Below are 12,220 nucleotides of genomic sequence, written 5' to 3'. Positions count from 1 at the left end.
TAAACCTCAACGCTCACAGGGATTTCAGCACGCGCACGCCACCCCGCGCGGCGCGGTCAGCGGGTCGGCGAGGCGCCGCTCGATGCCGTCGGCCGTCTCCACCGGCAGCCCTTCACGGACCCAGTACTCGAACCCGCCGATCATCTCTTTCACCGGATACCCCAGCTTGGCGAACTCCAGAGCCGCCCGCGTCGCACCGTTGCACCCTGGCCCCCAGCAGTACGTCACGACCGCGACGTCGTCCGGTACGACGCTCGCCGCCCGCGCCGCGATCTCCCGCGTCGGCAGGTGCACGGCTCCCGGCACGTGCCCCTGGTCCCAGCTCTCCTGGCTACGGCTGTCGATCAGAACCCACCCGGTCACCCCGGCCCCGATGTCGGCGGCGACATCGGACACGTCCGTCTCGTACGCCAGCCGTCCGGCGAAGTGCGCGACGGCAGCCTGGTCGATCTGCTTGGTCGTGGAGTTGGTCATGGAGTCGGTCATGGAGTGCGTCATGCAGCCAAGCGTCAAGGATCCGGCAACCCGACAACAGTGGCAGAAATGCCCTAGTGCATCAAGATTCCGCCACCTGTCTTCAGCTGTGCCGCGCGGTGATCTTCGCCCGCGCCCGCGCCACCTTGATCGCCTGCTTCAGGGTCTCCACGTCGTACGCCCCGTAGTGCCGCTGCCCGTTCACGAAGAACGTCGGCGTACCCGACACCCCGCTGGTGTCCGCCGACTCCACATCCTGCGCGACCCGCGCCGCCGCCACATGCCGCTTCACGTCGTCGTGCAGCCGATCGATGTCCAGACCGAGCTGTTCCGCGTAGCCGATCAGGTCCTTCGGCTGGAGGTTCTGCTGGTTCGCGAGCAGCAGGTCGTGCATCTCCCAGAACGCCCCCTGCGCGGCCGCGGCCTCCGCCACCTCGGCCGCGATCTGAGCGCGCGGGTGTACGTCGGACAGCGGCAGGTGCCGCCACACGTACCGCAGATCGTCGTCCTGCAGCAGATCCCGTACGACGGGCTCGGCCATCCCGCAGTACGGGCACTCGAAGTCGCCGTACTCCACCAGCGTCACCGACGCCGTCTCCGGGCCGCGGATGTGGTCCCGCTCCGGATCCACCGGATCGGTCAGATCGACCAACTGCTCCGCGTTTCCTAGCAGTGCTAGCGCCTTCTTCGGAGGAGACAGCAGCTTCGCCGCGCGGAACACCGCCCAGGTCAGCGCCGAGGCGACGATCACCGCGGACAGCAGCCCGACCTTCGCCTCGGCCAGCTGCGGCCCGTCGAACGCGATCGTTGCGATCAGCAACGACACCGTGAACCCGATTCCGGCGATCGTCCCGCTGCCGACGACCGCGGCCCAGCCGACCCCCGGCCGGATCCGCCCACCACTCAAACGTTCGAGCAACCAGGACACCGTCGTCACCGCGAGCGGCTTGCCGACGACGTACCCGAGCAGGATGCCGAGCGTGATCGGCGACGTGAACGCCCGCCCGAGAAACGCCGCGTCGATCGTGACGCCGGCGTTCGCGAGCCCGAACAGCGGGACGATCAGGTAACTGGTCCACGGGTGGTACAGGTACTGCAGGCGCTCGTTCGGCGAGATCGTCGTGGTCAGACCGACGGTCGCGGACCGCGCCAGCTCCGGCGTCGGTTGCTCGCGGAACAGCCGGAACCGGCCGGTCGCCTCCTCGAGCTCCTCACGACCGGGCGAGTACGCCGGCGCCGTCAGCCCGATCGCGAGACCTGCGACCACCGGGTCCACGCCGCTCTTCAGGAGGGCGGCCCACATGAGTACGCCGAGGATCGCGTACATCCAGGCCTTGCGGACGTGGAACAGCGACAACACCAGTACGACCGCGAACGCGACGATCGCCAGCACGAGCGGCATCATCCTGATGTCCTCGCTGTAGACGACCGCGATCACCGCCAGCGCGAGCAGATCGTCGACCACGAACACCGTCAGCAGGAACACCCGCACGCGATCCGGCACACCACGGCCGACCAACGCGAGCAGACCGAGCGCGAGTGCGGTGTCGGTCGACATCGCGACACCCCAGCCGTGCGACCCCGGACCGCCGGCGTTGAACGCCAGGTAGATCAGGACCGGCGCGATCATCCCCGCGATCCCGGCCAGCATCGGCAGCACGAACCGGCTGCGATCCCGCAGATCCCCGAGATCGAACTCGCGACGCGCCTCGAGCCCGACGACCAGGAAGAACAGCGTCATCAGTCCGCTGTTGATCCACTCCTGCAGATCCAGACTCAGTACGTCGTGCCCGAGCCCGATCGACAGGTCGGTCCGCCACACCTCGTCGTACGTCCCCGGCGACACGTTCGCCCACACCAACGCCAGCACGATCGCGGCCGCGAGCACGCCCGAACTACCCGACTCGGTCCGCAAGAACGCCCGCATGGGCGCCGCAAATCCCCGTCGCCAGTCAGTCCGCCCACTCAGAAGACCGACCAACTCCGCCATGCCGCACACTGTAATCCGCACAGCTCCACCACGCGGCCATCTGAAGGCCCGTGAGACAGGCTCCGGTGGGATCGGGAGCGCGTTGTGGCGGGTTTTGGTCACGGCTAACGCTGGGGGGCGGTTGGGCTGCATTATTACCTTGCCCTACTGCGTGACATGCCCTGGAGTTTCCAGTGACTGAGCCTGAGCTTGCCCGTTCGGCGGATACGTTTGCCCGGCTGGCGATCGAGTTGCACGATGCGCCTGGAGTCGAGGAGACGATCGATGCCGTGGTGCAGTTCGCCTTGCAGGCGGTGAACTGCACGTACGCCGGCGTGGCTCTCTACACACGTGGTTCGCGGGCCGAGATCGCCGCGGTCACGGATCAGGTCGTCACCGACATCTCCGAGCTGCAGATCGCTGCGGAGAGTGGTCCCCTGATCACGGCGCTCCGCGAACGCGCCACGGTCCTGATCCGCGACACCACCTCCGACGACCGCTGGCCCGAGTGGAGCACGAAGGTCGCGGCGTTCGGGATCCGCAGCGTTCTCGACGTACCGCTGGCGACCGGTGACGCGCCGCGACGTACGGTCGGCGTCCTCGGGCTGTACAGCTCGGAGCCGGAGGCGTTCTCCACCGACGACGAGGCGATCGCGCATATCCTCGCGCGGCACGCGTCCGTGGCGGTGGCGTCGGCGCGGCACGAGGAGACGATGGCCCAGGCGGTCGACGCGCGGAAGCTGGTCGGTCAGGCGATGGGAATCCTGATGGAACGCTTCGACGTGGACGGCGACCGGGCGTTCGCGATCCTCAAGCGGTACTCGCAGGACACCAACACCAAACTGCGCGACGTTGCCCAGCAACTCATCGATACGCGCAAGCTTCCACACTGACCAGAATCTGACACCGTTGTCCCGGCGCCACCTGCCTCAAACGCCTGCATAATTCGGAATGAGCCTGACGCCGGGACTTGTGCGGCCAGTACCGCGGACCGGGTCACGTCCCGGCGTCTCCGAGGGTCCTCAGACACCCTCTCGAGCCCAGGCTAGTCTGACGCAATGGGTGCGTGGCGGCCGTTGGCGGGGCCCTCGCGGCAGGTGGCGCTGGAGATCCTGCTGGACGGGCCGTTGTCGCGCGCCGAATTGTCCCGCCGGGTCGGCCTGTCGCCCGGCAGCCTGACCCGGCTGACGAAACCGATGGTCGAGTCCGGACTGCTGGTCGAGGTCGAGGGCGGCCCCACGGACGCCCGCGTCGGCCGGCCCTCGCAGCCGCTCGACCTGGACGCCGACGCCCACCACTTCGTCGGCGTCAAGCTCACCGCCGACTCCGCGATCGGCGTCCTCACGACGCTGCGCGCGGACGTGCTCGCGAGCGTCGAGCGCCCGATCACCGATCCCACGCCGTCCGCGGTCGCCGACCTCGTCGTCCAGCTCATCGACGAACTGACCGTCCAGGTTCCGGGAGGTACGGCGATCACCGGCGTCGGCGTCTCCCTCGGCGGTCGTGTCGCCGACCGTACCGAGGTCCGCTGGGCGCCGTACCTGAACTGGGTCGACGTACCGTTCGGAGACCTGCTCGCCGCGCACACGAGCGTGCCGATCGTGATCGCGAACGACCTGACCTCCCTGGTCGAAGCCACCCACTGGTTCGGCGCCGGGCGGAACGCACACCGCTTCGTGCTGCTCACGATCGGGGCCGGTGTCGGGTACGGGCTGGTCGCCCACAACCGGGTGGTCGACAGTCCGGACGTCACGCTCGGACTGGTCAGCCATCACCCGTTGCTTCCCGACGGCCCGCGCTGCAACCGCGGCCACCGCGGCTGTGCGCTCGGTCTGCTGACGGTCAGCGCCGTCACGAGCCAGGTCGGCGCCGCGATCGGCCGGGAGGTCGGGTACGACGAAGCGCTCGATCTCGCGGCGAAAGGCGATCCCGCGGCGCGCGAGATCGTGGACCGGGCCGGTCGCGCGCTGGGGAAGTTGATCGCGGCCTCCGCGAACTTCACCATGCCTGAGCTGGTCGTCCTCGGTGGCGAAGGCGTCCGGCTGGCAGAGGTCGCGCACGACGAACTGCTGGCAGGTCTGCACGCCGACCGGCATCCGTCGGCCGCCGAAGTGCCGATGGTCCTGCAGCCGGCCGACTTCAGCGAGTGGGCCCGCGGCGCCGCCGTGGTCGCGATCCAGACCTTCGTCCTCGGAACCGAGTAACTGGCTGTAACTGGCTATTTATCAATAGGCAGTTACACTAGCGCCATGATGAGGCGATGGCTGGAAGGCTGGCGGCTGTGCCGCGGCCTGGGGCCGGTGATCGGGTACGACGACGCGTACGCCGCCGTACTGGGACTCCCCGGGCGCGACCGCGAACTGTTCACCCGCACCGATGACCCGACGACTGTGGACCCGCTCGCCCGTGCCCTGCCCGCGGACACCTGGCTGACCGTCACCACGCAGCACGGCGCGGAGATCGCCCGCCGGCTGGCCGCTGCCGGGACCCGGCCGTTCGAAGAACAGAAGACGTTGATGTCGATCGACCTCCTCGCGCATCCCCGCGCGACGGCCGAGATCGAGACGGACGGCCCCCTGGAGTACGTGAACGTCCTGGTGGACGGCACCGTCGCGGCGCACGGCATGGTGGCGATCGTCGGCGACGACGCCGTCATGCACGACATCCAGACCGAACCGGCGTACCGGAGACGGGGACTCGGCAGCGTCGTGATGGGCGCCCTGGCCGCACGAGCGCTCGAGCGCGGCGCCCGGACCGGGCTGTTGATGGCCACGACCGACGGCTTTCACCTGTACCGCAAGCTCGGTTGGTCGCCGGAGGCCACCATGGTCACGGCCTCAGGAGTTGCGGACCCGCGCCCGATGAGCGGCGACCTTGGCGCGGTTCTGACAGGCGGTTGAGCAGAACCGCTGGTTCCCGTTCCGCGTCGAGTCCAGGAACAGGTCGTCGCACCGGCCCGCCTCGCACCGGCGGAGCCGCTCCGCCTCGTCGCTCCCGAGCAGCATCGCCACGGCGGTGGCGAATTCGGCCAGCCAGCCGTTCGCGTCGTCGGGACTGCCGAAGTGCAGGTGCCAGGGCGCGCCCCCGTCGCGGGTCAACTGCGGCGCGGCCTTGGTTTCCTTGAGCAGTGCGTTCACCAGTTCAACAGCGCGATCGACCGCGGGGAGGCTGCCGAGGGCGTCGTACAGCGTTTTTCCGCCGGCTGCGTAGTCGGCGGGATCGACGGCGGGCGGTTGGTTGGTGGTCAGGCGCAGTACGGCGTCGACCGCCGCCGCGTCCGGAGGAATCGCCGGGCGCCCCTGCCGCTCGGCTGACCCGAAGGTGTTGGCCAGCGCGATCGCGGCCTGCAAGGACGCCTGCAGATGATCGGTGGCTTGCACACCTCCAGTATCGCTCATTCTTGTGGAGGAGGTGCGTCATACCAGGGTCGTAGGCAGACATCCGCCCGCACTCCGATGATCCCGACCGTTGCCAGAAACAACAATGACGGGTATGAAGGTCGCGGTGGTGATGGGTGGGGCGGGTCCGGAGCGCGACGTGTCGCTCGCCAGTGGCAAGGGGATCCTGAAGGCCGTCGAACTACTGGGCCACATGGCGATCCCGCTGGTGATCGATGCCGAGGGCAACTGGCTGGACGGGCAGCACGAAGCGATCGAGCTCCTGCAGGCGTGCGATGTCACGATCCCGGCGTTGCACGACGAAGGCGGGCGCCTGCAGGGCTTTCTCGAACAGCTGCACATCCCGTACGTCGGCAGCGGGATCGCCGCCGGCGCGGTCGGACTGGACAAGCACTTGACCAAGGCAATCCTGAAAGCACATGGGATCCCAGTGACGCCGGGTGTCACGCTGCGCGGCACCGAGCTGACCGACACCGAAGCGACGCTGCAGAAGCTGAAAGCAGCCGGCCTGGACTTCCCACTGTTCGTGAAGCCGGCGGCCGGCGGCTCGAGTTCGGGTGTGACCCGCGCGACGAACCTGCCGACCCTGCTGGCTGCGATCGCGGAAGCCACCGCGTTCGGTCCGCGGGTTCTGGTCGAGCGCGAGATGGACGGTCGCGAGATCGACCTCGCGGTGCTGGAGTTCCCGGACGGGCGGGTGGAGACGGCGCCGGCGCTGGAGATCCATGCGGATCCGGAATTCTTCAACGCGACCGCGAAGTACGACAGCAGCGGCACGCGGTTCGTCGTACCGGCCCGCATCGACCCCGAACTCGCAGTGCGACTGCAGCGTACGGCGATCGACGTGTTCGAGGCGCTCGGCTGCGCAGGGCTGGCCCGGGTGGACTTCTTCATCCCCCGCGACGGCGAGCCGGTCGTCAACGAGATCAACACCTTCCCCGGCTTCACACCGGCGTCACGGTTCCCGCGAATGTGGGCCGCGGCCGGCATGTCGTACGCCGAGGTCGTCGACACCCTGATCCGCACGGCGATGGGGCGTACTGCCTGACCTAACGCCCGCACCCACGCCGGACATGCGGCTGCCGGTGCGCATTTCGACAGGAGGTGTCGGGTGGCTGGGTAGTGCACCTGAGCGGGAATGTGGTCGTGCGTACGGTGTCTCGCTGGTGCTCTACCTGTCGAACTGCACACGATCGCCCGGCGCACAGCCTGAGTTGATAGGTGCCGGCTATCAGCTCATAGGCAGCATTGCTTTGACCAGGGTGGATTGGCGACGGAATGTTGTATACATGACGAGTGAGGTCGTGGCCGCCGCCCCCGTCCCGGTTCCCGGGCGTGCCCAGCGAGTGCGGGAGATCGCCGAGGAACTGCGCGGTCTCCGTGGTGCGCTGATGCCGATCCTGCACGCGGTGCAGGAGGAGTTCGGGTACGTCGACCAGCCCGATGTCGCGGTGATCGCCGACGTACTGAACCTCGCGGTCGCCGAGGTGCACGGCGTCGTCACGTTCTACAAGGACTTCCGGCGTACTGCGGCGGGCCGCACGACCGTCGCGATCTGCCAGGCGGAAGCGTGCCGCTCGGTCGGCGCGGTCGAGCTCGCCGAGCACGCGAAACGCACGATCGGCTGTGGGTTCGGCGAGACGACGTACGACGGTCGCGTCACCCTCGAAGAGATCTACTGCTTCGGCAACTGCGCCCTGGGGCCCGCAGTCCAAGTCGCCGGCAAACTCCACGGGCGGGTCACCACCACCCGCCTGAACGCGCTCCTCGGGGAGGCCCGATGACAACAACGGCGTCCGACCTTCCAACTCGGGGAGTCCCCCGCGTGTACGTACCGCGCGACTCCGCGGCCCGTTCCGTCGGAGCGGATGAGGTCGCGGAGCGGATCGCGGTGTCGGCGGCTGGAGTTGAGGTTGTCCGCACCGGGTCTCGCGGGATGTTGTGGCTGGAGCCGTTGGTGGAAGTGGAGACGGCCGCGGGACGGGTGGGGTACGGGCCTGTGGCGCCGGAGGATGTGGATGGGCTGATCGCCTCCGGGATGCTGTCCGGTGGCGGCGACTCTCTCGGGCTTGTGGAGGAGCTGCCGTGGATGAAGCGGCAGCAGCGATTGACCTTTCAGCGAGTGGGTGTGGTTGACCCGTTGTCGACCGCGGACTACGTGGCGCACGGCGGGACGCGCGGATTGCTAGCAGCGCTAGCGATGCCGCCGGCCGACGTGGTCGAGACCGTCGTGGACTCGGGTCTGCGGGGACGTGGTGGGGCCGGGTTCCCGACCGGAATCAAGTGGCGGACCGTGCTCGGCGCCGAGGCGGATCTCAAGTTCGTGTGCTGCAACGCGGACGAGGGTGACTCCGGCACCTACGCGGACCGCATGCTGATCGAGGGTGACCCGTTCACCCTGATCGAGGGAATGACGATCGCGGCGTACGCCGTCGGCGCCGCGGAGGGGTATGTCTATCTGCGCTCGGAGTACCCGGACGCGGTCGCGACCCTCAAGGACGCGATCGAGCGAGCGCGTGACGAGGGCTGGTTGGGGCCGGACATTCTCGGCTCAGGGTTCGGCTTCGACCTGCATGTCCGGGTCGGCGCGGGTGCGTACATCTGCGGCGAAGAGACCTCGATGCTCGAGAGCCTGGAGGGCAAGCGCGGCATGGTCCGCGCGAAACCCCCGATCCCTGCCCTGGAAGGGCTTTTCGGGCGCCCGACCGTCGTCAACAACGTGTTGTCGTTGGCAACGGTGCCGATCATCCTCGCGGACGGCGCCGCACACTACACAGCGCACGGCACCGGACGCTCACGAGGCACCAGCGTCTTCCAGCTCGGCGGGAACGTCGCCCGCGGCGGGATCGTGGAGACCGCGTTCGGGATCACGCTCGGCGAACTGGTGAACGACTTCGGCGGCGGTACGTCGTCCGGACGGCCGGTGCGCGCGGTCCAGGTCGGCGGGCCGCTCGGCGCCTATCTCCCGGTCGAGCAGTTCGACCTGCCGATGGACTACGAGGCGTTCGCGGCAGCCGGCGCGATGGTCGGGCACGGCGGGATCGTGGTGTTCGACGAGACCGTGGACATGGCGGCGATGGCGCGGTTCGCGTTCGAGTTCTGCGCCGCCGAGTCGTGCGGCAAGTGCACACCGTGCCGGGTCGGCGCGGTCCGCGGCGTCGAGACCATCGACCGGATCGTTTCCGGCACCGACCGCGCCAAGAATCTGGTCGTTCTCGAGGACCTGTGCGAACTCATGACCGACGGCTCGCTCTGCGCCATGGGCGGCCTCACCCCGATGCCAGTACGCAGCGCCGTCCGCCATTTCGGAGAGGACTTCCACGCATGACTCTGTTGAAAGAGCCAGACTTCGGTACGCCGGCACGCGCCGGTGCGGCAACGATCGAGCTGACCGTCGACGGCGTTCCCGTCAAGGTGCCACCCGGTACGTCGGTGATGCGGGCGGCGAAGGAGGCGGGCGTCGACGTACCGAAGCTGTGCGCGACCGACAACCTGGAGGCATTCGGGTCGTGCCGGCTGTGCGTGGTGGAGATCGACGGCGTGAAAGGTACGCCGGCTTCCTGTACGACGCCGTGCCGGGACGGCATGGTCGTCCGGACGCAGAACGAGCGTCTCGGGAAGCTCCGCCGCGGCGTGATGGAGCTGTACATCTCCGACCACCCGCTCGACTGCCTGACTTGCTCCGCGAACGGTGACTGCGAACTGCAGGACATGGCCGGCGTGACCGGACTTCGCGAGGTCCGCTACGGCTCCGGCGTGGAGGCCGGTGCCAACCACATGGACCTGCCGACCGATTCCTCCAATCCGTACTTCGACTTCGAGGCGTCCAAGTGCATCGCGTGCTCGCGGTGTGTCCGCGCGTGTGACGAGGTACAGGGAACGCTGGCGCTGACGATCGAGGGGCGTGGGTTCGATTCCAAGGTCGCGGCCGGTGCCGGGGTGTCGTTCTTCGAGTCGGACTGTGTGTCCTGCGGCGCGTGCGTGCAGGCCTGTCCGACCGCGACGTTGCAGGAGAAGTCGGTGGTCGAGCTCGGGATGCCGACCCGGACCGTACTGACGACCTGCGCGTACTGCGGTGTCGGGTGCTCGTTCAAGGCCGAGCTCCGGGGCGACGAACTGGTCCGGATGGTGCCGTACAAGAACGGCGGCGCGAACGAGGGGCACTCGTGCGTGAAGGGCCGGTTCGCGTTCGGCTACGCCTCGCACCCGGACCGGGTGCTGGAGCCGATGGTACGGAACACGATTTCGGAACCGTGGCGGAAAGTTTCCTGGGAAGACGCGATCTCGTTCACGGCGAGCCGGCTCCGGGAGATCCAGGCCGCGCACGGGCAGGGCTCGATCGGCGCGATCACCTCGTCGCGGACCACGAACGAGGAGGTGTACGCGGTCCAGAAAATGGTCCGCGCGGTTTTCGGAAACAACAACGTCGACACCTGCGCGCGGGTCTGCCACTCGCCGACCGGGTACGGGTTGAAGCAGACCTTCGGGGAATCCGCCGGAACGCAGGATTTCCGTTCCGTCGACGAGTCCGACGTGATCCTGGTGATCGGGTCGAACCCGACCGACGCGCACCCGGTGTTCGCCTCCCGGATGAAGCGGCGGATCCGGCAGGGCGCCAAGCTGATCGTGATCGACCCGCGACGGATCGACCTGGTCCGGTCACCGCACATCGAGGCGGCGTACCACCTCGAGCTCAGCCCGGGGACGAACGTCGCGATCATCAATGCACTCGCGCACGTCGTGGTGACCGAGGGTCTCGTCGATCGCGAGTTCGTCGCGAGCCGGTGTGAGGACTTCGAGGCCTGGGAGACGTTCATCGCGCGGCCCGAGCACAGCCCGGAGGCGGTCGCCGGGATCGCCGGCGTACCGGCGGAGAAGATCCGCGAAGCGGCCCGGCTGTACGCGACCGGCGGGAACGCCGCGATCTACTACGGTCTCGGCGTCACCGAGCACAGCCAGGGCTCGACCATGGTGATGGGGATGGCGAACCTCGCGATGGCGACCGGCAACATCGGCCGGCCGGGCGTCGGGGTGAACCCGATGCGCGGGCAGAACAACGTGCAGGGCTCGTGCGACATGGGTTCGTTCCCGCACGAGCTGCCCGGGTACCGGCACGTGTCGAACGAGGACGTCCGCGACATCTACGAGAAGTTGTGGGGTACGCCGATCCTCGACGAGCCCGGGCTGCGGATCCCGAACATGTTCGACGCGGCGATCGAGGGCTCGTTCAAGGCGCTGTTCGTACAGGGCGAGGACATCGCGCAGTCCGATCCGAACACGCAGCACGTGTTCGCGGCACTGGGTGCACTCGAGTTGCTCGTCGTCCAGGACCTGTTCGTCAACGAGACGGCCAAGTTCGCGCACGTGTTGTTGCCCGGGACATCGTTCCTGGAGAAGGACGGCACGTTCACGAACGCGGAACGACGGATCAACCGGGTGCGGCCGATCATGGCGCCGCGGACCGGGAAGCAGGAGTGGGAGATCATCTGCGAGATCGCGCAGGCGATGGGGTACCCGATGCACTACGACTCGGCCGCGCAGATCATGGACGAGATCGCGATGACGACGCCGACGTTCATGGGGGTGTCGTTCGGCAAGCTCGACGAGCTCGGTTCGATCCAGTGGCCGTGCAACCTCGAGCATCCGTCGGGTACGCCGATCATGCACGAGGACGAGTTCACCCGCGGCAAGGGCCGGTTCATGGAGACCGTGTACGTGCCGACGTCGGAGCGGTCGACGCGGAAGTTCCCGTTGATCCTGACGACCGGGCGGATCCTGTCGCAGTACAACGTGGGGGCGCAGACCCGGCGTACGGCGAACGTCGCATGGCATGCCGAGGACGTGCTGGAGATCCATCCGCACGACGCCGAGGTCCGTGGCATCACGGACGGGGACACGGTGGCGTTGTCGAGCCGGGTCGGGCGGACCGAGCTGCGTGCGACCATCTCGGACCGGATGCCGGTGGGCGTCTGCTACACCACGTTCCACCATCCGGTCAGCGGCGCGAACGTGGTCACCACGGAGAACTCCGACTGGGCCACCAACTGCCCCGAGTACAAGGTGACCGCGGTCCAGGTCGACCTGATCCCGGAGCCGGTCGCCGACGAGTCCACCCGCGAGCCTGTCGTTGCCGGCGGCAATCGATGAGCGGCGGCGTACCGCCGTACGTGCGGCTGGCGAACGAGATCGCGGCCCAGTTCGCGCACCGTCCGCCCGCGGACGCCGCCACCGCGATCGCGAACCACATGAACGCCGTGTGGGACCCCCGGATGAAGCAGGCGCTGATCGCGCACGTCGCCTCCGGAGCCACCGACCTCGACCCGGCCGCGGCGCTCGCCGCCCAGCAGCTCCAGGCCCCCGCATGACCCAGTCCGGCGCG

Annotated in this window: 11 protein-coding genes; 8 read left to right on the top strand and 3 right to left on the bottom strand. The window is 68.3% G+C overall.

Going from position 1 to position 12,220, the window contains the following annotated elements:
• Positions 1–24: 24 nt before the first annotated feature.
• Complete coding sequence (locus EV137_RS21200; protein ID WP_238175463.1) at positions 25–498, bottom strand: rhodanese-like domain-containing protein; 474 nt, start codon at positions 496–498, stop codon at positions 25–27.
• A 79-nt stretch (positions 499–577) separates the two neighbouring features.
• Entirely contained in the window at positions 578–2,401 is a 1,824-nt protein-coding gene (gene nhaA, locus EV137_RS21195) for a Na+/H+ antiporter NhaA (protein ID WP_202871058.1), read from the bottom strand.
• A gap of 236 nt (positions 2,402–2,637) precedes the next feature.
• Between nhaA and EV137_RS21190 the strand changes: the two genes are divergently transcribed.
• From EV137_RS21190 to EV137_RS21180, 3 genes are all read left to right on the top strand, one after another.
• Positions 2,638–3,336, top strand: a complete 699-nt coding sequence (locus EV137_RS21190) for a GAF and ANTAR domain-containing protein (RefSeq protein ID WP_134130456.1) — start codon at positions 2,638–2,640, stop codon at positions 3,334–3,336.
• Between the two features lie 165 nt (positions 3,337–3,501).
• The gene (locus EV137_RS21185; protein ID WP_134130455.1) at positions 3,502–4,647 is read left to right on the top strand and encodes an ROK family transcriptional regulator; all 1,146 of its coding nucleotides are present in this window, start codon (positions 3,502–3,504) and stop codon (positions 4,645–4,647) included.
• Between the two features lie 45 nt (positions 4,648–4,692).
• Positions 4,693–5,343 (top strand): GNAT family N-acetyltransferase, encoded by a 651-nt coding sequence (locus EV137_RS21180; protein WP_134130454.1) that lies wholly within the window; start codon positions 4,693–4,695, stop codon positions 5,341–5,343.
• Here EV137_RS21180 and EV137_RS21175 read toward each other — a convergent pair.
• On the bottom strand, positions 5,281–5,823 hold the full coding sequence (locus tag EV137_RS21175) for a CGNR zinc finger domain-containing protein (protein WP_166679961.1): 543 nt from the start codon (positions 5,821–5,823) through the stop codon (positions 5,281–5,283). The genes EV137_RS21180 and EV137_RS21175 overlap by 63 nt on opposite strands.
• Before the next feature lie 112 nt (positions 5,824–5,935).
• Between EV137_RS21175 and EV137_RS21170 the strand changes: the two genes are divergently transcribed.
• The 5 genes from EV137_RS21170 (at position 5,936) to EV137_RS21150 (ending at position 12,206) form a co-directional block, all read left to right on the top strand.
• Positions 5,936–6,889 (top strand): D-alanine--D-alanine ligase family protein, encoded by a 954-nt coding sequence (locus tag EV137_RS21170; RefSeq protein ID WP_166679960.1) that lies wholly within the window; start codon positions 5,936–5,938, stop codon positions 6,887–6,889.
• A 241-nt stretch (positions 6,890–7,130) separates the two neighbouring features.
• Positions 7,131–7,625 carry an NAD(P)H-dependent oxidoreductase subunit E gene (locus EV137_RS21165; RefSeq protein WP_166679959.1) on the top strand — a complete coding sequence of 165 codons (495 nt, stop codon included), beginning with the start codon at positions 7,131–7,133 and terminating at the stop codon, positions 7,623–7,625.
• The gene (locus EV137_RS21160; RefSeq protein WP_134130451.1) at positions 7,622–9,169 is read left to right on the top strand and encodes a formate dehydrogenase beta subunit; all 1,548 of its coding nucleotides are present in this window, start codon (positions 7,622–7,624) and stop codon (positions 9,167–9,169) included. The genes EV137_RS21165 and EV137_RS21160 overlap by 4 nt, the downstream gene beginning before the upstream one ends.
• Entirely contained in the window at positions 9,166–11,988 is a 2,823-nt protein-coding gene (fdhF, locus tag EV137_RS21155; protein ID WP_134130450.1) for a formate dehydrogenase subunit alpha, read from the top strand. The genes EV137_RS21160 and fdhF overlap by 4 nt, the downstream gene beginning before the upstream one ends.
• Entirely contained in the window at positions 11,985–12,206 is a 222-nt protein-coding gene (locus EV137_RS21150) for a formate dehydrogenase subunit delta (protein ID WP_134130449.1), read from the top strand. Before fdhF ends, EV137_RS21150 begins: the two co-directional genes overlap by 4 nt.
• The last annotated feature ends 14 nt before the right edge of the window (positions 12,207–12,220 follow it).

It is taken from the genome of Kribbella pratensis (genome assembly GCF_004366075.1).
Lineage (GTDB): Bacteria > Actinomycetota > Actinomycetes > Propionibacteriales > Kribbellaceae > Kribbella > Kribbella pratensis.
The sequence above is the reverse complement of the archived record's forward strand: the minus strand, read 5'-3'. Positions and strand labels throughout refer to the sequence as shown.